22 protein-coding genes are annotated in these 20,549 nt (G+C 48.4%); 13 read left to right on the plus strand and 9 right to left on the minus strand.

Features of this window, described 5'->3' with window-relative positions; translation table 11 throughout:
- Window positions 1-44: 44 nt before the first annotated feature.
- Genes L8G48_RS10575 through L8G48_RS10590 form a run of 4 tightly spaced genes read right to left on the minus strand, consistent with a single transcriptional unit; the run spans window position 45 to window position 3,484 of the window.
- The gene (locus L8G48_RS10575; RefSeq protein WP_248264570.1) at window positions 45-662 is read right to left on the minus strand and encodes an ABC-type transport auxiliary lipoprotein family protein; all 618 of its coding nucleotides are present in this window, start codon (window positions 660-662) and stop codon (window positions 45-47) included.
- On the minus strand, window positions 659-1,597 hold the full coding sequence (locus L8G48_RS10580; protein ID WP_248264571.1) for an MlaD family protein: 939 nt from the start codon (window positions 1,595-1,597) through the stop codon (window positions 659-661). The genes L8G48_RS10575 and L8G48_RS10580 overlap by 4 nt, the downstream gene beginning before the upstream one ends.
- Window positions 1,587-2,372: an ABC transporter ATP-binding protein gene (locus L8G48_RS10585; protein ID WP_248264572.1), complete on the minus strand. Its 786-nt coding sequence runs from the start codon at window positions 2,370-2,372 to the stop codon at window positions 1,587-1,589. Before L8G48_RS10585 ends, L8G48_RS10580 begins: the two co-directional genes overlap by 11 nt.
- Window positions 2,369-3,484 (minus strand): MlaE family ABC transporter permease, encoded by a 1,116-nt coding sequence (locus L8G48_RS10590; protein ID WP_248264573.1) that lies wholly within the window; start codon window positions 3,482-3,484, stop codon window positions 2,369-2,371. Before L8G48_RS10590 ends, L8G48_RS10585 begins: the two co-directional genes overlap by 4 nt.
- Before the next feature lie 392 nt (window positions 3,485-3,876).
- On the opposite strand from L8G48_RS10590, the gene L8G48_RS10595 reads away from it, so the two are divergent.
- The 4 genes from L8G48_RS10595 (at window position 3,877) to cydB (ending at window position 9,213) form a co-directional block, all read left to right on the plus strand.
- Window positions 3,877-5,298, plus strand: a complete 1,422-nt coding sequence (locus tag L8G48_RS10595; protein WP_248264574.1) for an aminotransferase-like domain-containing protein — start codon at window positions 3,877-3,879, stop codon at window positions 5,296-5,298.
- 87 nt (window positions 5,299-5,385) lie between these two features.
- Window positions 5,386-6,744, plus strand: coding sequence for a cytochrome c oxidase accessory protein CcoG (gene ccoG / locus L8G48_RS10600; RefSeq protein ID WP_248264575.1), 1,359 nt, complete (start codon window positions 5,386-5,388; stop codon window positions 6,742-6,744).
- A gap of 75 nt (window positions 6,745-6,819) precedes the next feature.
- Window positions 6,820-8,208, plus strand: coding sequence for a cytochrome ubiquinol oxidase subunit I (locus L8G48_RS10605; RefSeq protein WP_248264576.1), 1,389 nt, complete (start codon window positions 6,820-6,822; stop codon window positions 8,206-8,208).
- Between the two features lie 3 nt (window positions 8,209-8,211).
- A complete protein-coding gene (cydB, locus tag L8G48_RS10610; protein WP_248264577.1) occupies window positions 8,212-9,213 on the plus strand; it encodes a cytochrome d ubiquinol oxidase subunit II in 1,002 nt (333 codons plus the stop codon).
- Between the two features lie 113 nt (window positions 9,214-9,326).
- Here cydB and smpB read toward each other — a convergent pair whose 3' ends face one another.
- Window positions 9,327-9,806: an SsrA-binding protein SmpB gene (gene smpB / locus L8G48_RS10615; protein ID WP_248264578.1), complete on the minus strand. Its 480-nt coding sequence runs from the start codon at window positions 9,804-9,806 to the stop codon at window positions 9,327-9,329.
- A gap of 107 nt (window positions 9,807-9,913) precedes the next feature.
- On the opposite strand from smpB, the gene L8G48_RS10620 reads away from it, so the two are divergent.
- The 3 genes from L8G48_RS10620 to sixA are packed head-to-tail and all read left to right on the plus strand — an operon-like array spanning window position 9,914 to window position 11,194.
- Complete coding sequence (locus L8G48_RS10620; protein ID WP_248264579.1) at window positions 9,914-10,357, plus strand: type II toxin-antitoxin system RatA family toxin; 444 nt, start codon at window positions 9,914-9,916, stop codon at window positions 10,355-10,357.
- Window positions 10,350-10,715, plus strand: a complete 366-nt coding sequence (locus L8G48_RS10625; protein ID WP_248264580.1) for an RnfH family protein — start codon at window positions 10,350-10,352, stop codon at window positions 10,713-10,715. Before L8G48_RS10620 ends, L8G48_RS10625 begins: the two co-directional genes overlap by 8 nt.
- Entirely contained in the window at window positions 10,712-11,194 is a 483-nt protein-coding gene (gene sixA / locus L8G48_RS10630) for a phosphohistidine phosphatase SixA (RefSeq protein WP_248264581.1), read from the plus strand. The genes L8G48_RS10625 and sixA overlap by 4 nt, the downstream gene beginning before the upstream one ends.
- Window positions 11,195-11,198: 4 nt before the next feature.
- Here sixA and smrB read toward each other — a convergent pair whose 3' ends face one another.
- Window positions 11,199-11,762 (minus strand): endonuclease SmrB, encoded by a 564-nt coding sequence (gene smrB, locus L8G48_RS10635; RefSeq protein ID WP_248264582.1) that lies wholly within the window; start codon window positions 11,760-11,762, stop codon window positions 11,199-11,201.
- Between the two features lie 92 nt (window positions 11,763-11,854).
- On the opposite strand from smrB, the gene prmB reads away from it, so the two are divergent.
- From prmB to L8G48_RS10655, 4 genes are read left to right on the plus strand one after another with little or no spacing between them, the layout of a single operon-like run.
- Window positions 11,855-12,778, plus strand: coding sequence for a 50S ribosomal protein L3 N(5)-glutamine methyltransferase (gene prmB / locus L8G48_RS10640; protein ID WP_248264583.1), 924 nt, complete (start codon window positions 11,855-11,857; stop codon window positions 12,776-12,778).
- Window positions 12,778-13,866 carry a chorismate synthase gene (aroC, locus tag L8G48_RS10645; RefSeq protein ID WP_248264584.1) on the plus strand — a complete coding sequence of 363 codons (1,089 nt, stop codon included), beginning with the start codon at window positions 12,778-12,780 and terminating at the stop codon, window positions 13,864-13,866. The genes prmB and aroC overlap by 1 nt, the downstream gene beginning before the upstream one ends.
- A 5-nt stretch (window positions 13,867-13,871) precedes the next feature.
- The gene (locus tag L8G48_RS10650) at window positions 13,872-14,411 is read left to right on the plus strand and encodes an elongation factor P hydroxylase (RefSeq protein ID WP_248264585.1); all 540 of its coding nucleotides are present in this window, start codon (window positions 13,872-13,874) and stop codon (window positions 14,409-14,411) included.
- Window positions 14,412-14,440: 29 nt separating this feature from the next.
- Window positions 14,441-15,583 (plus strand): ATP-NAD kinase family protein, encoded by a 1,143-nt coding sequence (locus L8G48_RS10655; RefSeq protein WP_248264586.1) that lies wholly within the window; start codon window positions 14,441-14,443, stop codon window positions 15,581-15,583.
- 12 nt (window positions 15,584-15,595) lie between these two features.
- Here L8G48_RS10655 and L8G48_RS10660 read toward each other — a convergent pair whose 3' ends face one another.
- Window positions 15,596-15,916 carry a 2Fe-2S iron-sulfur cluster-binding protein gene (locus tag L8G48_RS10660; protein WP_248264587.1) on the minus strand — a complete coding sequence of 107 codons (321 nt, stop codon included), beginning with the start codon at window positions 15,914-15,916 and terminating at the stop codon, window positions 15,596-15,598.
- A 108-nt stretch (window positions 15,917-16,024) separates the two neighbouring features.
- Here L8G48_RS10660 and L8G48_RS10665 point away from each other — a divergent pair, with 108 nt between their 5' ends.
- Window positions 16,025-17,317, plus strand: coding sequence for an NCS2 family permease (locus L8G48_RS10665; RefSeq protein ID WP_248264588.1), 1,293 nt, complete (start codon window positions 16,025-16,027; stop codon window positions 17,315-17,317).
- Between the two features lie 7 nt (window positions 17,318-17,324).
- Window positions 17,325-17,810, plus strand: coding sequence for a xanthine phosphoribosyltransferase (gene gpt / locus L8G48_RS10670; protein ID WP_248264589.1), 486 nt, complete (start codon window positions 17,325-17,327; stop codon window positions 17,808-17,810).
- 82 nt (window positions 17,811-17,892) lie between these two features.
- On the opposite strand, the gene L8G48_RS10675 is transcribed toward gpt, so the two are convergent.
- Together L8G48_RS10675 and tsaA are read right to left on the minus strand one after the other, a co-directional pair.
- The gene (locus L8G48_RS10675) at window positions 17,893-19,596 is read right to left on the minus strand and encodes a proline--tRNA ligase (RefSeq protein ID WP_248264590.1); all 1,704 of its coding nucleotides are present in this window, start codon (window positions 19,594-19,596) and stop codon (window positions 17,893-17,895) included.
- Between the two features lie 78 nt (window positions 19,597-19,674).
- Entirely contained in the window at window positions 19,675-20,382 is a 708-nt protein-coding gene (gene tsaA, locus L8G48_RS10680) for a tRNA (N6-threonylcarbamoyladenosine(37)-N6)-methyltransferase TrmO (protein WP_248264591.1), read from the minus strand.
- Window positions 20,383-20,549 lie beyond the last annotated feature (167 nt).

Consider the following 20,549-nt stretch of genomic DNA (forward strand, 5'->3'; position numbering starts at 1 on the left):
GTTAATTCAATTATGCTACCGTTCCGAAGCGCAGAGCCGCGAACCTAATCCGTTTTCGGTTTAAGAGAAATATAGACCCACTCCGACAGTGCGGTGTTAATGTTATCCATAGCTTTGCCCAGAGCGGCGGTGGCGTCTGGCATTGACGAGCCGGTTACTGAAGCTTGCTCTGTTAGTCGTGTACTTCCTAACACTTCTTGATCAGATTGGTTAACCAGAGTGACATGCAAGATGACATGAGCTGTCTCACCGGACTCGGAGTTTTCTATTTGAAAAGCACGCAGATTGCTGTGAATAATATAATCAGCAGACAAGTTCATTTCCTTATTTACTACCTGCGAAAACAAGTCGGTACTTTGCAAGGTTTGAATCATACTCTGCTGTACCAGGGTCGGTGCCCGATCGGCCCAGCGAGCTCCGGCGTAGTAGCGTTGGATTTGGCCATTACTGAATTCACTAATGCGCGAGGTATTGAGCGAACGCAGCGTATTGGGTTCCACGACACTTAACGTTGTGCTGAGTCTTGGTTCTGATATCGTTTTTAGAGAACCACCAACTGGTAAATGATAAATTTGAATTTTCTCGGCTTCGGGTAGCACCGAACATGCTGCTAATGAGGTAATTATAAGGCTTAGCATGACTTGCCTCAGGTACAATTTCATTTCTCAACCTCCTCGACTTGTTCACGCTTCAGCAGAAATGACCCAGGCTCTTCTTCTAGTCGCTCCGCAATGCGATTAATAACACGTAAGGTTCGTTGCAACTCTTGCGCCGCTGGACCTACTTCTCTCAATCCACGAACACTGGCTTCTAACGACTCCTCATTTTCATTCATAATACGGGTCAGGTCTTTGCTTCCTTTTCTCATTGCACGAAGCGTGTGCTGCAGTTCTGTAAAGGTTTCGTCGCCGTGCCTGTTAAGCAATTTCTGGCCTTGTTCAGAAAAACGTGTTAATGCGACCATGCTCTTGCGCGACTCATCAATGGTTTGGTGCAAGCCTTCAACAATGCCTTGTAAATCATCTTCTCGAGCGGCCATTGCGGAGGTGAGTGACTCTACATTACGTAATGTTTTTGCGACGCGCTGAGTATTTTCATCAGAAAACATGCTATTGATGTTCTGGACAAACAAATTCACATTCTGGAGCAGGCTCTCGCTGTTAGCAAACAATTGATTAAGTGCAGAGCGTTCAGCCACAATTACCGCAGGAGCGTTTTCCGAGCCATTTAACGGAGGGCTCTCTGGTGAGCCGCCGTATAGGCGAATAAGTGCATTACCGGTGATATTGGCCAGTCCCAGGCGCGCGCCTGTGTCATCTTTAATGGGTGTATCCGTGCTTACCCGAATGCGTACACGTACCACTCTTGGATCGTTAGGGTCCAGGCGCAAATTAACCACGTCGCCGACTTTAATACCGCTGTATTCCACCGCGCTACCGGGGTTCAAGCCGCTAACTTCGTCGTTAAAAATGACTTCATAGTAGGTATAATCACTATCGATACTGGTTTTACCCAGCCAGAAAACAACACTGATAAAAGCGGCGCTTATAATCAGCACAAAGCTGCCGATTAACACATGATGTGCTTTAGTTTCCATATTCTGGCCTCATTTGTTGATTACTCACAGCTCTGCCTCGCGGACCGTGAAAATAAGCCTGTACCCAGCTATCCTGATGAGCGGCGACCTTATCGAGGGTATCCACTACCAGTACTTTTTTTTGTGATAATACTGCCACTCGATCACTCACCTGATAAATACTATCTAAATCGTGAGTGACCAAAAATACCGTCAAGCCCAGCGCTTGTTGCAGGGTCTGTAACAGCGAATCAAATTCACCGGCTCCAATAGGGTCAAGTCCGGCTGTAGGCTCGTCTAAAAATAAAATGTCCGGGTCCAGGGCGAGGGCGCGGGCTAAAGCTACTCGCTTTATCATACCACCGGAGAGTGATTGCGGCATGGTTTCCGCTGTTTGCGCATCAAGTCCCACCAGGGCTAGTTTCAGAGAGGCGATATCGCTGGCGTCATTGGTATTCATACCCAGGTGTTCACGCAAGGGCAGTGCGATATTTTCACGCACATTTAATGACGAGAAAAGCGCGCCTTTTTGGAAAAGTACGCCTGTGTTTCTATCGACCCGTTGACGCTCGGCAGTCGAGAGCTTCAATACATCCTTGCCATTGATTTCAATGCTGCCAGCAGCCGGTTGGGTTAGCCCCAGAATGCTTCGCATTAATACTGATTTTCCCGAGCCAGAGCCGCCGACCACGGTCAGCACCTCGCCACGGTAGACATCCAGATCAAGCCCCTCGTGTACCACATGCTGGCCAAACTGATTGCGTAGGTTGCGCACGGCTATAGCTCTGTCACTCACCAGTTAATCTCCATAAATAAAAGCGCAAACAAGGCGTCGAATAAAATGACCATAAAGATTGACTGTACGACACTGGACGTTGTGTGCTCCCCAACAGATTGTGCACTGCCGCTGACTTTAAAGCCTTCGTTACAGCCGATAATAGCAATCACAAAGGCAAACACCGGGGCTTTTATCATTCCTACCCAGAAGTGATTGATTCCGGTATCGCGCTCAAATATATGGAGAAAAAGCGCTGGCGAAATATCCAATGTCAGAGCGGAAATGACCATCCCTCCGCCAATACCCGATGCCATTGCGACAAGAGTCAAAGCCGGTAAGCTCACCAGCATAGCAAGCACTCGCGGCAACACAAGGAGTTCAAGGGGGTTCAGACCCTGTGCGCGCAGGGCATCAATTTCCTCGTTGGCCTTCATTGAACCAAGCTGAGCGGTAAAAGCACTGGCTGTCCTCCCGGCAAGCATAATTGCGGTAAGCAGTACAGCAAACTCGCGTAAAAAGGAAAAACCAACGAGGTTGATGGTATATATACTGGCGCCAAAGTTGCTGAGTATCGTTGCGCCTAAAAAGGCAACTACCGCACCGACCAAAAAGGTTAATAGCGCTACGATAGGCAACGCGTTTAAGCCTGTTTCTTCTAGCTGCGCCACAAAAGCTGTTACGCGCCAACGTGATGGACGACCTATCACGTGAGCGGCACTTTGCAGGGTGGCGCCCATAAATCCGAGTAAGTCGCGCTGCTTGAGATAAAGGTCTGAGCTGAATATACCTATCCGTTCGAGTATTTGCACAAAGCCGTTACTTTTGGGTGGCAACGGCGGCTCGTGATTACTGCAGGCATTGATAACTGTATCAACCAGATTGCGCTGTTGCTCAGTTAAGGGCAATTGGCTTAATCTTTGCTCCCCTAAGGCGCGATACAATAACTGCACGCCCGCAGTATCGAGTTTTTTCATTAACTCAACATTGCAAGTTACTGACTCCGGTATGTCACCCAGGTTAGCCAGCTGTTCTTTTAGGTCCATGTAATGGGCAACTGTCCAGTCTCCGCCCAAGGTTAAGTAGTCGCGACCTTCAGCCTTATTAAAATGAATATAGCCGTTTTGCTGCATGCTTAAAGTTCAACCCTTGTATTAAAATTAAGCTGAGCTAACTCACGCTCGTTTTAATATCGTAAACCGGTTTAGGTACTCGGCGTTACGATCAGATTCCGTTGCCAACTCTTTGAATATGGCTTTCGATAACTGCGAGTAACAGTTAGTGTAACAGACGTTTGACCATAAAGGGATTGCCACTATTCAAAGCCCTTGCCTCCTCAATCGTGTTTTGGCTGACCTTTTGCCAGTTCGCTCAACTCCCGGCATTTGGCCTCAGTCTATCAATGCGGTTGCTATTGCCGGTCACATCGCTTAATTAAAGTCAGGAGCTTTTTTGCTGCTTTTACATAACAGTTAAAAAAGCAATCTGTTATGATTGTAAGCTGTGACAAATCAAGGTGCTTTTCATGAGAAAGTATGAATTGTTAGCGGAGCAACTCAGGTCTCAAATTGAGAAAGGGATCTGGTTACCCGGTGAAAAACTGCCTTCACTAAGAAAGCAAGCAGAACAGTCCGGTTATAGCTTGATGACAGTGCTGCACGCCTATCAAATGCTTGAGTCTCAAGGGGTTCTGGTGGGGCGCGAGCGCTCGGGATACAGCGTTTCCGCATCAGTAAAACCGTCCGGCAGGCAATTAAATTCTATTCGTTCAACTGAAGCCGTTAGTGTGAACGACTTTGTTTTTGAAGTACTTCAGGCTTCGCGTGATGTTCATACGTTAAGTCTGGGGTTTGCGTATCCTGATCCGGCATTATCTCCTCGATATCAGCTCAATAAATCGGTTGCCTCTGCCGCAAAAAAGAACGCATTAATGACAGCTCTGGATAATTTGCCACCGGGAAATGCAGAGTTACGTCACCTTATTGCAAAGCGTTATGCTGCCAGAGGTATAAACGTTTCCCCCGATGAAATTGTCATAACCGCAGGGGCATTAGAAGCACTGAGTTTGAGTTTACAGGTAACGACAAAACCCGGTGATTGGGTCGTCATTGAAGCGCCTGCGTTTTATGGTGCCATGCAGACTTTAGAAAGGCTGGGTCTGAAGGCTATTTCTGTTGAGGTTGATCCTGAGCATGGCCTGGACTTGTTATCTGTTGAGCGTGCGTTTCAAAGTTATGATGTTAAAGCCTGCTGGCTGATGTCGAATTTTCAAAATCCGGTCGGTTATTCGCTGAGTGACAGTAAAAAGTATCAGTTGTCTCAATTATTGACACAGTATGACGTTGCTTTAATAGAGGATGATGTCTACAGCGAATTGTATGAAGGTGATGCGGCACCGCTGGCGGTTAAACAATTTGATAACGACGACAAGGTTATGCTGTGTTCGTCTTTTTCAAAGTCTTTGGTGGCGGGGTTTCGCATTGGTTGGGTAGCCGCTGGCAAGCGAGCGCTTGAGGTACAGAAAATTCAGCTAATGAGTACTTTGGCAACCAGTGCTCCTGTTCAGTTGTCTTTAGCTGAATATTTATCGACGAAAAATTACGAAAAACACCTGAAAGAATTACGCAAAATACTGGCTGTCCGTAAACGTAAAATGCATGAATTTTTGCAGCAACAATTGCAGGATGTTGCCAGAATTTATCATCACAGCGGAGGCTATTTTTTATGGCTGGAATTCCCTGGCAACGTTGATACAACCAGCTTATATCGGCAGGCGTTAGAACAAAATATTACCTTAGCTCCGGGAAAACTGTTTGCCTTAAGTGACGAGTTTAATCACTGTTTACGCATCAATGCCTCGTTTGAATTAACGGATGCTAACCAGCTGCTATTAAAAAGTTTCTGCCAGCAGCTGCGAGAGCGGGTGATGCAAACCTTTGCAGACTGATCTAGCTTTTTAATACCGTTCTGTATCTACCTCACAAAACGAGAGTCATTAGAATCGCGCTGTGTTGTTTTGTGCGGAGTGATAACGGTGACTGTTAAGCAGGTTTCAAAAAAGGATGTGATTTTTCAGACGGGTGTGCCAGATGGGAAAATCTACGTAAAAGAAGAAAAAGGCAAGTATCAGCGTAATCGCCGGTACCTGAACGTGTTCTTAATGCTTCTTTTTGTTTGTATTCCCTTTATTCAATACAACGGACAACAGGCTATTTTGTTCGATGTTGCACAGCAAACGCTTCGTTTCTTCTCCATTAAACTGTTTCCGCAAGATCTGATCATATTCAGCCTGATATTTATTCTCTCAGCGTTTGCGTTGTTCTTTGTAACAGTTCGTTATGGTCGGGTCTGGTGTGGTTTTACTTGCCCGCAAACAGTATGGATGCTGATGTTCAACTGGATTGAGCGCCGCATTGAAGGTACAGCGAACCAGAGTAGAGCACTAGATAAAGCGCCTCTGGGCGTTGAAAAAGTCGCTAAAAAAGGATTCAAGCACTTCATCTGGGCGGCGGTTGCTTTACTGACTGCGCTAACGTTTATGTCCTATTTTACTCCTGTCAAAGAACTTTATTCTGGTTTTTTCACCCTCTCAACAACAGGTGTGATTTACGGCTGGGTGCTTGTTCTGGCGGCTTGCACCTACGGAAACGCGGGCTGGCTGCGTGAAAAAATGTGTCAGCATATGTGCCCTTACGCGCGCTTTCAGTCGGCAATGTTTGATTCCGGTACAAAGCTTGTGACCTATGACGCCGCCCGGGGAGAAGATCGTGGACCCAGAAAACGGGGCAGCTCGCCTTCTGAACTTGGCGATTGTGTGGATTGTAAACTCTGTGTACAAGTTTGCCCGGCGGGTATCGATATTCGAAATGGCCTGCAGTACGAGTGTATTAACTGCGGCTTGTGTGTGGATGCTTGCAATAAAGTGATGGATAACTTTGGCTACGCCCGCGAACTCATTAGTTTTCGCAGTGAAAAGGAAACTGCCGGCAATGGCGGTGGGCAGTGGATATACGGAGTGGTGTCTGCATTTATCATTACCGGAATTATTGTCTGGATGCTGACATGGCAAAGTTTTGAGGTGGGTGTGATAAGGGACCGACAGGCTCTGTATCGTATTAATAACCAGGGGCTGCTTGAAAACACTTACACAGTAACACTGCTGAATAAATCCAGCTATGTAAAAAACTTTGATGTAACCGCTTCCGGGCTGAAAAGCGCGCAACTCTCAGAAAACGGTCCTTTTACTGTCGGTCCCGGCGAGAAAAGAAGTTTTGTACTGACATTAACCACAGAAGACGAGCCTGAGGCCACCATTTCACACTTCGATTTCGTCATTGAGTCCCGGGAGTCTGAAGAAACAGAGGTCCACGAAACGATGTTCTATTCAGGGTAATAACTATTCGCTTTTCCTCTTATTTTTGTTTTTAAATACAAAAGTTAGAACAAACAGTAGTTAAGAGAGGTCACCATGTTCGAAAGTTTTGACGCATTGTTTCTGGCGCGCTTTCAGTTCGCATTTACTATTGCGTTTCACATTATTTTTCCTGCCTTTACTATCGGTGTGGCCAGTTATTTGGCGGTTCTGGAAGGTCTCTACTTAAAGACTCGAAATCCCGTTTATCAAAAGCTGTTCCGTTACTGGGTTAAGATTTTCGCGGTAGCCTTTGGTATGGGCGTGGTCTCCGGCATTGTTATGAGCTATCAGTTTGGCACCAACTGGTCGGTGTTTTCAGACAAAGCCGGCCCGGTTATTGGGCCTTTAATGGGTTACGAAGTATTAACCGCGTTCTTCCTGGAGGCCGGGTTCCTTGGCGTGATGCTGTTTGGGATGAACAAAGTAGGCGAAAAACTGCACTTTTTCGCCACCTTAATGGTGGCTGTGGGTACTGCCATTTCTGCTTTCTGGATATTGTCAGTCAACAGCTGGATGCAGACCCCCGCGGGTTACGCTATGAACGACGTGGGTCAATTTGTGGTGACTGACTGGTTTGAAGTGGTGTTTAACCCTTCCTTCCCGTATCGGCTGGCGCACATGCTGCTGGCGGCTTATTTAACGGTGGCCTTTGTGGTCGGTGCCGTGGGCGCCTGGCATTTGCTGAAAGATAAAACCAATGCAGCAGCCCGTAAAATGTTCTCCATGGCTATGTGGATGGCGCTCATTGTTGCGCCGCTGCAGGTGTTGGTGGGGGATTTTCACGGCCTGAATACGCAGGAGCACCAGCCCACCAAAGTGGCTGCCATGGAAGGGCATTTCCATACAGAGTCACGGGCACCGCTGTATTTATTCGGCCTGCCCAATCAGGAAACCGCTGAAGTGGATTACGCGCTGAAGGTTCCCGGTCTTGCCAGTATTATTCTGAAGCATGACATCAACGCCGAGGTAACCGGGCTTGACCAGTTCCCTAAAGAGGACTGGCCGCCGGTGGCAACGGTATTCTGGTCCTTCCGCATCATGGTTGGAGTTGGCTTTTTAATGGTACTGGCCGGGCTGTGGTCCGGACTCCAGCGCCTGCGCGGTAAACTGTACGACAACAGCTTGTTATTGCGCTTCAGCCTGTTCATGGGGCCGATGGGCTTTGTGGCGGTTATCGCCGGCTGGATAGTGACCGAAGTTGGGCGGCAGCCGTGGGTGGTGTATGGCCTGCTGCGCACCGCCGATGCGGCATCGCCCATAGACCGGGCCGGTGTGGCCGGCAGCTTAATTGCCTTTATTGTGGTGTATTTCTTAGTATTCGGTGCTGGTACCTTCTACATTCTGCGCAAAATGGCAGGAAACCCGGAGCAGGTTCACATTCCGGAGCACGCGAAGCATCAGCCGACCATGGCCGCTGAGCGCATCTACGACGAGGAGGCCTAAGCTATGGATTACGCACTGATTTGGGCGATACTGATTTCCGTTGCGGTTTTTGCTTACGTTGCACTGGATGGCTTTGACTTAGGCATCGCACTGCTGTTTCCCTGGTTTAAAAAAGAAGAAGACCGCGATGTGATGATGAATACCGTGGCACCGGTCTGGGACGGTAACGAAACCTGGTTAGTGCTGGGCGGCGGTGGTTTGCTGGCGGTCTTTCCGCTGGCGTACTCAGTCTTATTACCGGCGTTGTATATGCCGGTTATTGCCATGCTGCTGGGGCTCATCTTTCGCGGTGTCGCCTTTGAATACCGCTTTAAAACCAAACGCGCCAAAGGCATCTGGGACGTGTCTTTTATTACCGGCTCGCTGATAGCGGCCATGAGTCAGGGCATTATGCTGGGTGCCATGCTGCAGGGCATTCAGGTGACTGAGCGGGCATACTCCGGCGGTTGGTTCGACTGGCTGACACCTTTCACCATTTTCTGCGGCGTGGCGGTGGTTATCGGTTACATGATGCTGGGCGCCACCTGGCTGGTGATGAAAACCAATGGGGACTTACAACGGCAAAGCTACCGGGCGGGCTGGTACACCACCATCCTGCTGGTGGCCTGCATTGCCTTTGTGAGCCTGTATTTGCCTTATGTGGATAAATTTATTGCCGAGCGCTGGTTTACGTATCCGGCTTCCGTCGGCCTGTGGGTGCTGCCGGTACTGCTGGTGGTGATGACCATTGGCCTGTTGCGCTCACTGCACAAAAAACAGGAAGGACGCCCCTACCTGTGGGGGCTGGGAATGTTCCTGCTGGCGTACACCGGCTTTTCGGTCAGTATTTTCCCGTACCTGGTTCCGCGCAGCATTACCTTGTGGGAAGCGGCCGCTCCGGACAACAGCCTGAAATTCCTGCTGGTTGGCGCAGTGTTCCTGCTACCGATGATCTTCGCTTACACCGGTTACACCTACTGGGTGTTCCGCGGAAAAGTTGACACCGACAGCGGTTATCACGATTAACAGAGAATAGTTCCTTAGTGGATAAACGCAGTTACCATAGGTGGCCACATTGCTTTGACTGGTGTGTTAACCAGAAGCGCAAGTGAAGTGCCAACGGCCTCTGGCGAGGCCTGTTAACGCACCGAATGCTTCATTATCCGAGCCTTCTGGCGTTGCCAGTCGCGCTCTTTAATGGTGTCGCGTTTATCGTGTGACTTTTTACCCCGGGCCAAATAAATTTCCAGTTTTGCCCACGGGCCTTTCCAGTACATGGCGGTGGCGACAATGGAATAACCTTCACGCTCTGAGGCGCCAATGAGCTTATCCAGCTCGCGGCGCTTCAGCAGCAGCTTACGGCTGCGGTCTGGCTCGCAATAAACGTGGGAAGAGGCCTGGTTCAGTGACTGAATTTCGGCACCCAGCAGGTAAGCTTCGCCGTTTTTAATAATGACGTAGCTGTCGCTCAGGTTGACCTTGCCAGCGCGTATGCTCTTAATTTCCCAGCCCTGCAAACTGACACCTGCCTCAAACTTGTCTTCAAGGAAGTATTCATGCCGCGCTTTTTTATTACGAGCGATGGTATTGGACGATTGTTGTGGTTTCTTTTTACTCATAGCTGCCATTATACCTATGCGCACTGAAAAGAAAATTGCTTTAAGGGCTTCAAAGCGTTTCTGGTTGCGTTATTATTGCGCGGTTGATTTTAGTTGTAGGGAAAAAAATGCCCAGTATCCAAAAAAGTGCCTTAGTTTCGTACAGCGCCAAACAAATGTTTGATCTCGTTAACCATGTTGAAACTTACCCGGATTTTGTCCCCGGATGCGCAGCGTCGCGCGTGCTGGAGTCATCCGGTCAGCAAAAAGTAGCGGCATTAGATATTAGTAAGGCCGGTATCAGCAAAACATTTACGACTCGCAATACGCTGCATGAACCCGAACGTATTGATATGGATTTAGTCGACGGCCCCTTTAAAAAGTTAACCGGAGGCTGGGTATTTACCCCATTGGGGGAAGATGCCTGTAAAGTAGAACTCAAGCTGGACTTTGAATTTTCGAGCCGTTTTTTAGGCATGGCATTTGGCAAAATATTTAGCGAAGTCACTTCGCGTATGGTCGATGCCTTTGTTAAACGGGCTGAGCAGGTATATGGCGACCAGCATGGGTAATAAGTTAACGGTTGAGATAGCCTATGCTACGCCCGAAAAACAAGTGTTGTTATCAGTGCATCCGCAAGAGGGCGCAACAGTAGAAGAATGCATCAAACTATCGGCTGTGTTCGAGCTCTTTCCGGAAATTGATCTTGAGCAGCAAAAAGTGGGTATCTGGAATAAGACGGTGAAATTAAATGCGCAACCAAGAGACGGCGACCGTATTGAAATTTATCGTCCGTTAATTGCTGATCCTAAAGCCGTACGTAAACGCCGTGCGGAGGCAGCTAAGCAGTCGGGTCGGGCAAATCGGGTAACCGGTGGCCGGCCGGGCGCAAATAGCAGACCGCAGGCTGAGGAGTCTAAGCCAGAATGAAGTTGTACATTATGCGTCATGGTGAAGCAAGCTACCCACAGGGCAGTTATTCTGATCGCGAGCGCCGTTTAACGACCAATGGTGAGCGTGAAATAATGACCACAGCGAATTGGCTGACAGACAAACAGCCGAAGGTTGATTGCGTTTACGTGAGCCCGTATTTGCGCGCTCAACAAACAGCATCTATTTTGTTATCGCACCTGAAAACCAAGAAACGTCAGGACTGTGATGATATTACGCCCGACGGTCATGCGGCTTCGGTTGTCAGCTGGCTTGCCGCAGAAATTCAGGAACATAATTTTGAAAGTGTGGTGTTAGTGTCGCACATGCCGCTGGTCAGTTACTTAGTGCACGAGCTGGATGCCAGTGTACAACCACCGATTTTCCCCACTGCCGGTATTGCGGTTATTGATTTTTCGCCGGACACCTTGAGTGGAAAGTTTAAGCAGTTACTGATAGCCGAGCTTTGTGCGGGTTAACCAATTAGCTTGCCACTTTCAGCAGAACCAGTAGCGAGGCGCCGCCACCCCATTCCAGCGGCGCCTGATGAAACGCCCGAATATGCGGGTGTTGCACCAGCCAGTGCGGTAATTGCCGCTTTAGCTTACCACTGCCATGCCCGTGCATAATGCAACAGCAGTCAATGTGTTCGCGTTCACACGCCAGTAATAAGGCGGCCAGTTCCTGACGTGCCGTGGCTAAGGTCATGCCGTGCAAATCCAGTAGCAGTTCAGGGGTGTAGTCCCCGCGACGCAGTTGCTTCACTACGTAAGCAGACTCACCGTCGGCAGCAAAACGTACCGGGCCTTCACCAAAATGCGCTTCAAAATCATCGGAAAAATAATGACTGGCCGAACGGCTGGCATCGGCTATTTGCTGCGCGCTGGGGTGTTGCGACAGTTGCCGGCGTTTGCGCAGTTCAGCAATTTTCGGTGGCTCTGGCGGTCGTTTATCCTGTTTAATACGCGCAGCGCCTTTCGCAGCTTCACGGAAAAGCTCGATATCGTCTTCAGAAAGTGAGCAGGACTGATGTTTCTTTACAACCATGATTGATGAAAACCGCGCTGAATTAAGGTATCTTTAAGGCATTAAGTTTATGCAGTATAGAACATTCAGTGGTCGGGAGACAGCCTTTGCAAATGCGTAATCATGAACAAGCTATTCAGGAACTCGTGAACATTGACGATATTATCCGCTGGAGCGTGACTCAGCTGAACCAGTCCGATGTCTACTACGGCCATGGCACCGATAATCCGATTGATGAAGCGCGGGCGTTGTTAAGTTACGTTTTGCAGCTTAGTACCGCACAATTAGCTGATATGGGACATTGCCGATTGCTGAGTACTGAAAAGCATGAGTTTATTGAGTTATTAAAGCAACGTGTCGAGCAGCGGATACCCGCTGCTTACCTGACCCACCAGGCTTGGTTTGCCGGCCTGCCATTTTATGTTGATGGACGAGTGCTGGTGCCGCGTTCGCCAATTGCTGAGTTGGTTGAAAACGGTTTTCAGCCGTGGTTGACGCAGCAACCTCATCGTGTGCTGGACTTATGCACCGGCGGCGGCTGTATTGCTATTGCTTGTGCTTACGCGTTCCCTGAGGCCGAAGTGGATGCGCTGGATATTTCGACCGAAGCACTGGAAGTCGCTGAGTTTAATATTGAGCAACATGGGTTAACGCATCAGGTAACGCCAATTCAGTCTGATTTATTCGATGCGGTAAAAGCACAGAAGTACGACTTAATTGTCAGCAATCCGCCTTATGTTGACGCGGAAGATATGATCGATTTACCGTCGGAATATCACCATGAACCAGAATTGGGTTTAGCCGCCGGCGAGGATGGCCTGATTTTAGTGGATAAAATGTTGCTGCAGGCCGCTGACTTGTTAAATGAAGGCGGTTTATTGGTGTGTGAAGTCGGTAATTCCATGCCGGCACTCGCTGAAAAATACCCGCGTACGCCGTTCACCTGGCTTGAATTTGCAAACGGTGGTGACGGGGTCTTCCTGCTGACACAAGAACAGCTTATTGAACATAAACAACGTGAAACTAAGGCGGGCTAATGCCGGGAAACAGTTTTGGGCAGTTATTTAAGGTAACCACTTTTGGTGAAAGTCACGGGCCGTCACTGGGCGCTGTTGTGGATGGCTGCCCGGCAGGGCTGGAACTTAGCGAAACCGATTTGCAAGAAGCGCTGGACCGCCGCAAACCTGGGCAAAACCGTTATACCACGGCGCGCCGTGAGGCTGATCAGGTTAAGATCCTTTCAGGTGTTTTTGAAGGCGTGACAACCGGAACCCCCATTGGTTTGTTGATTGAAAATACCGATCAACGCAGCCAGGACTACTCGTCTATCAAAGACACTTTCCGACCGGGCCACGCCGATTACACCTACCAGCACAAGTATGGCGTGCGTGATTATCGTGGTGGTGGTCGTTCGTCGGCGCGGGAGACTGCTATGCGAGTAGCTGCCGGTGCCATCGCAAATAAATTACTACAACAACAGGGCATCGTCGTTCAGGCTGCGTTGACACAAATGGGCTCGGTTCTCGCTAATAACATTGATTGGCAGCAGGTACGCGAAAACGAACTTTTCTGTGGCGATGCTAATGCGGTGGAAGCTATGCAGAACCTCATTCGTCAGTTGAAAAAAGAAGGCGACTCGGTTGGCGCTAAAATTCGGGTGCAGGCCACAGGCGTACCGCCGGGCTGGGGTGAACCGGTATTTGACCGGCTGGATGCTGATTTAGCCAAAGCGTTAATGAGCATTAATGCGGTAAAAGCGGTCAGTATTGGTGATGGTTTTGACGTGGTTAGCCAGCGGGGCAGTGAGCACCGTGATGAAATGACACCCGAGGGTTTTTTATCGAACCATGCTGGTGGTGTGTTAGGCGGCATTAGTAGTGGTCAGCCTGTTGTTGCGGATATAGCCTTAAAGCCAACCTCCAGCATAGCCACCACTGGACGCACTATTGACCGGTGGGGCAAAGAGCAGGCCATTGTTACAAAAGGGCGCCATGACCCCTGTGTTGGTATTAGGGCGGTTCCTATAGTGGAAGCCATGACCCGTTTAGTTTTAGCGGACCACTGGTTACGTCAGCGGGCACACAATGTATCAGCCCAAACTGAAACACCGGATATCAGTCGTTAACGGGTATGCATCAGACGTCAGAACACCATTATCAGCGTTTAATTGAGGTGTTTGAGCGCTGCTTTAAAGAAGATTACAACACGGTGCTGGTTCCGGGCGAGGATGAACCGTATTATCAGCCGGCGAACCAGCTGAATGAGCTGAATCAGATAGTTTTTGCTCATGGATTTTTTGCCTCGGCATTGCACGAAACGGCGCATTGGTGCATCGCCGGAGAAGCCCGCCGAGAACAATTTGACTATGGTTATTGGTACGAACCCGATGGGCGGAACCATGAGCAGCAAAAATTCTTTGAGCAAGTAGAGCGAAAACCTCAGGCATTGGAGTGGCTGTTCTCATTGTGTTGTGGATTTCCGTTTCAGGTTAGCGTGGATAATTTGAATGGGGTAGAAGTTGATCGCCATGCTTTTGCGGCTAAGGTCGCAGAGCAGTTATTTCAACTATTGGAAAATAATTCGTTACCAACGCGTGCAGTAAGGTTTGCCAAAGCGCTTTGTCACGAGTTTAATTGCAGCTGGCCTGACCGCCAAGCCATAAATTTGTAAGCTATTCAGCATGAGGGTAACGACGAATAATGGATGTAAGCAGTAAACTGACCGTTGGTTTTGTTATTAACCCGTATGCGGGTATTGGCGGCGCCTTAGCGTTAAAAGGAAGCGATGGTGCCGATATTCGTGAAAAAGCATTATCTGCCGGAGCTGAGAAGAAAGCGGGTAAAAGGGCAGAAACCACGTTAAAGCTGCTTGAATCGTATAAAGACCAATTGCACTTTATTACTGCTGCCGATGAAATGGGAGCCGATAGCCTAAACCTCATGGGGTTCTCATTCGATTCGGTGTATACCGCCCCAAAACAGCCATCTTCACCGGAAGACACTAAAAAAGCAGTCGCCGCAATTGTCACTCATAAAGTGGATATTCTGTTATTTGCCGGTGGTGACGGTACTGCTCGTGATATTTATCAGGTTGTACCTGAACAGCAATTGGTATTGGGTATACCGGCCGGGGTGAAAATTCATTCGGGTGTGTACGCTATTAGTCCAACTGCCGCCGGAAGAGTGATTGAGAAAATTCTTCAGGGCGAACTGTCCAGTATCCGTAATGCTGACGTGATGGATATTGATGAAAAAGCTTTTAGGAAAGGAACGGTGAAAGCCAGACGCTTCGGTGAAATGTCAGTGCCGGCCGAACTGGAATATGTTCAGGCGGTTAAAATGGGCGGTAAAGAAAGCGATGAAATGGTTCTGGATGACATAGCCGCGGAAGTGATTGAGCGAAGCGATAGTGAACTACTGGTAATGGGGTCCGGTTCTACAGCAGAGGCCGTTATGCAGGCCATGGGGCATGACAATACCTTGCTGGGTGTTGACTTAGTTCAACAATACAACTTATTAGCCAGTGATCTAACCGAGAACGATCTCTACAAAGCCGTTAGTCAGCATGAAACCGGAAGCGTAAAACTGGTAATAACGCTCATTGGCGGCCAGGGGCATTTATTGGGTCGCGGTAACCAGCAGTTAAGCCCACGAATAATTCGACATATTGGTAAAGATAATATTTGGGTGGTTGCGACAAAAACCAAGCTGCAGTCATTGAATCATAAGCCGCTGAGGGTCGATACGGGAGATTCTGAGCTGGACAGTGAACTGTCAGGTACTATTCGTGTCATTACCGGCTACCACGACGAAGTTCTTATGCCGGTGGCAGCCGTAAAATAACTAAAGTGTCGCTTAAAACTGAGTTTTCGGCATATGCACAACCAATCCATCGAGCTCGTCAGTTACTTCTATCTGACAGCTTAAACGGCTGTTGTCCTGCGGCTCTAATACCATGTCTATCATGTCTTCTTCTTGCTCTGACGGAGCAGGAAGCTTTTCCTGCCATTCCTTAGGAATGTAACAATGACAGGTGGCACATGACATGACCCCACCACACTCTCCAATAATACCGTCTATAAAATTCTCAACAGCGGCTTCCATAACGTTGGTTCCTGAGTCGACGGTGGCTTCAAACTGGTTGCCATCGGCATCGATGAAGTTAACGGTTGGCATGATAAATTCTGTATCCTGTTAAAAAATAAAAAGTGAGCAATAAATTTTAAAGTAATTAGGATAAAATACCTGCCTCGTAACCACAATGCCAAACTTTAAAGGTTTCTCATGCTGGAAAAGCTGTTTTCGATTAAAGCAAACGGTAGTTCGGTTAAGTCTGAGGTTATCGGAGGGCTAACAACCTTTCTCACCATGGCTTATATTATCTTCGTTAACCCGTCTATTTTAAGTGAGACAGGTATGGATTATGGCGCCGTATTCGTCGCTACCTGCTTGGCAGCGGCTATTGGCTGCTTGATTATGGGGCTGTGGGCGAACTACCCGGTGGCGCTGGCGCCGGGAATGGGATTGAACGCGTTTTTCACTTACACCGTCGTTTTTAGCATGGGCTACACTTGGCAGACCGCTTTAGGCGCTGTGTTTTTCTCCGGCTGCTTATTCTTTTTATTGTCAGCGTTTCGTATTCGTGAGTGGATAATAAAGTCTATTCCGACCACATTGCGCTTGGCTATTGCTGCTGGTATTGGTGCCTTTCTAGCTCTTATTGGTTTGCAAAACGCCAATATTATTGTTGCCAATGACGCCACCATGGTGACCTTAGGTTCGCTTTCAGAGCCTTCAGTGTTGCTTGCGGCAGCAGGCTTTTTTCTGATTATTGGTTTGGTTGCCCGTCAGGTTCAGGGCGCGGCGCTAATCAGTATTTTGCTGGTAACGCTAATTGCCTGGGCGACCGGCTTAGTGGAATACAAGGGTATTGTGTCAGCACCGCCAAGTCTGGCACCGACCTTTATGCAGATGGACTTGTCCGCGGCATTCGATGTTGGCATGTTATCGGTTATTTTTGCGTTTTTGTTTGTCGATTTGTTTGATACTTCGGGTACTTTGCTGGCCGTTGCGCAAAAGGCTGGCCTGGCAAAAGCTAATGGCGAAATGCCGCGTCTGAATAGAGCGTTAATGGCGGACAGCACGGCAACAGTTGCTGGCTCTATGCTGGGCACTTCGACGACAACCAGTTACATTGAGTCTGCGGCAGGTGTGGCGTCGGGAGGTAAAACTGGGCTGGCAGCGGTGGTTGTTGGTCTTTTATTTTTATTGGCGATGTTCTTTGCGCCGTTGGCTGGTATGATCCCGGCTTACGCAACAGCTGGGGCGATTATCTATGTTGCGGTGCTAATGTTGTTTACGCTGAAAGACGTGAAGTGGGACGATATTACCGAAGCAGCACCGGTTGCCGTTGTTTTACTGATGACACCACTGACATTCTCAATCGCAGATGGTATCGCGTTAGGTTTTATTAGTTACGTTGTGGTGAAGTTCCTTGGCGGGCGCTATCAGGATTTAACACCCAGCGTGATTTTTTTAGGCGCACTTTTTGTCGCAAAATTTATTTGGTTAGGGTAAAGAAATTATGGGATGGCATTCAAACCGCGAGTTTTTTGTATCATGGGAAGAGTTGCACCGCGCGACACGCGAATTAGCACGCCGACAATTACCCGCTGAGCAGTATAAAGGCATTATTGCTGTTAGCCGCGGGGGGTTGGTACCGGCCGCTATTATAGCTCGCGAACTGAATGTTCGTGTTGTCGACTGTATTGCCGTGAGTTCATATGATCATACGGAGCAGCGTGACGACTTGCAGGTAATGAAAGATGTGTCTGCAACAACCGATGGCGACGGCTTTTTGGTGGTAGATGACTTGGTTGATACGGGCAACACCTTGAAGTTTCTACGTGACCGCCTGCCAAAAGCGAAATTCGTTACGGTTTATGCAAAACCCGCCGGAATGGAATTGGTTGATGATTTTGTGGCTGATTTAGCTCAGGATACCTGGATTCATTTCCCCTGGGATATGCATTTACATTACATTGAGCCTTTAGCGGGACAGGAATCTTAAACTGTTATTAAGGCGATAAGCTGAGGCGATAAAAAAAGGGCCTGATAGAAAGTCTATCAGGCCCTTTTTTACTTGTGACTGATCAAAGTTGTTGTTGCACAAAGCTGACACACTCATCGAGACCAATTTTTTGCTTTGCTCCGCCTCTTCGACTTTGATATTCAACCTGGTTTTGGTCTAAGTTGCGTTCCCCAATAACCACCTGATGTGGAATGCCGATTAACTCCATGTCGGTAAACATGACTCCCGGACGCTCTTTACGGTCATCAAAAAGCACATCAATACCTTCAGCTTTTAAATTGTTATAAAGCTTTTCAGCGGCTTCCTGAACGCGCGCTGACTTGTGCATATTCATAGGCACAATGGCTACCTGGAAAGGCGCCAGGGCTTCTGGCCAGCAAATACCGCGTTCGTCGTTATTCTGCTCAATAGCCGCTGCGACAATTCGCGAAACGCCAATACCGTAGCAACCCATGGTTAAGGTTTCGTGTTTACCGGTTTCAGACAGCACGCCAACCTTCATGGCTTCACTGTATTTTTTACCCAACTGGAAAATGTGGCCGACTTCAATGCCCCGGGCAATTTTCACTTTGCCCTGGCCGCAAGGGCTTGGATCACCCTCGACGACATTGCGAATGTCGACGGCGCTAAAGGCATTGGTATCGCGTTGCCAGTTTACGCCTGTTAACCACTGACCGTTTTCATTGGCCCCACAGGCAAAGTCGGCAAGGTGAGCGGCGCTGTGATCAACCAACAACGGCAATTTAGCTTTTACTACGCCAAGGTAGGGGGCTTCAATACCAGTCGCTTTCTCAGTCTGTGTCAGTACTTCCAGCGGCGCTGCAACTTGAGTAAGCTTTTCAGCTTTGACCGTATTCAATTCGTGGTCAGCTCGAAGAACAAGCTGAACATATTCCGCTTCAATTTCGTTGGATGCTTTCACAATAATCGATTTGATTGCCTGTTGGCTTTCAACTGACAAAGGTTGCAATACGGCGGCTAACTCGTCGCCATGAACCTGATGCTGTTCGATCTTTTGACTGGCTCCAGCGCGCTCGCCGGGAGGAGCCAGTGCTTCGGCCATCTCAACGTTGGCGGCATAATCGGAGGAGTCGGAAAACGCGATAGCGTCCTCACCAGAACTCGCCAGTACATGAAACTCGTGCGAATGACTTCCGCCAATAGAGCCTGTATCAGCAATAACCGGCCGGTAGTCTAAGCCCAGTCGTTCAAAAATACGGCTATACGCTTTATACATATCATCGTATGTTTTTTGCAGAGATTCATCCGTCAGATGAAACGAGTAGGCGTCTTTCATCATAAATTCACGCGCACGCATAACGCCGAAACGAGGGCGGATTTCATCACGGAACTTGGTCTGAATTTGGAACAAGGTTAACGGCAATTGCTTATAGCTACTGACTTCTTTGCGTACCAACTGACTGATAATTTCTTCATGGGTCGGACCCAGTAAAAAGTCACGTTGATTGCGATCTTTTATGCGCAATAATTCAGGACCGTAGTCATCCCAGCGTCCGGATTCCTGCCAAAGATCAGCCGGCTGCACCATAGGCATTACAATTTCCAATGCATTAATGGCTTCCATTTCCTCACGGACAATGTTTTCAACTTTACGCAGTACACGTAAGCCGGTGGGAGTCCAGGTATAAAGGCCGGCAGCGACCTTACGGACCATGCCTGCCCGCAGCATTAACTGATGACTCACGATCTCAGCGTCAGACGGTATTTCTTTAAGCGTTGATAATAAATATTGGCTGCTGCGCATAGTCCGGCATCTCTGCAAATTATAGTGGTCAAAAACTAGAGCGAAGTTTAGCAGTGTCTGACTCAGCCCAAAAGCCTTTTACGGTTGTTTTAATGAGATTTCTTCAACAAAAACGGTGTTTTGTCTTACATACCAGCGAATATTATAGCTTAAGAGCGCAGTACCGTAACGTCTCGGCTCTGGTTGCGCCTTGTGATAGGCGGGTCTTGGGTCCTGACGCAGAACTTCAGTAATCAATGTTTTAAGTTCAGGATATTGTGAAATTTCCGAATTAAGAGTGGTCGCTGCGGCCTGTGAAAACTTGACATCGAGGTTCTGCTCTGGCTTTTCCTGAGCAAACCCCGCATAAGCGTCAGGAATGGCATCAACATAAGGAATATACGGCTTTATATCGACCACAGGCGTGTTATCCACTAAATCTGCCCCGCGAACCGTTAATACAACTTTAGGTTCGGTTTGTACCGAAAGTAATTCAACGACTGATAACCCCAGTTGGTTTGGCCTAAACGGTGAACGAGTGGCAAATACTCCCAGCTGTTCATTTCCGCCAAGTCGGGGAGGCCGCACGCGCTCTTGCCATGAGTTGTGCTGATGGAACTCAAAGGTTAACCAGAGATGCGAGAACTGCTCAATGCCCTGAATAGCCTGAGCGTGTTCATAGTCGCCAACCAGTTCTATGGTGGCAATTGCCGCCGGAACCAGGCCGGGTTGCCGGGGAACACTAAATTTTTCAGGAAAAGGCGTACGAATGAAAGCAATAGGTGTCAGTTGCTGCTGGCTTTTCATTCGATCTCCTTTAGCGCATATCTGAAATTATGATAGCCAATTTGACCATATAGTTTGTTAATTCGCTAACTCTATAAACCACTATAAATTTAAATTATTGATAAATATGAATTTTATATTTGGCATAAGCGTTGCAAAAGTTATTCTGAAATTATTGGGCGAGCTTT

This window comes from Idiomarina aminovorans (assembly GCF_023155095.1).
Classification (GTDB): domain Bacteria; phylum Pseudomonadota; class Gammaproteobacteria; order Enterobacterales; family Alteromonadaceae; genus Idiomarina; species Idiomarina aminovorans.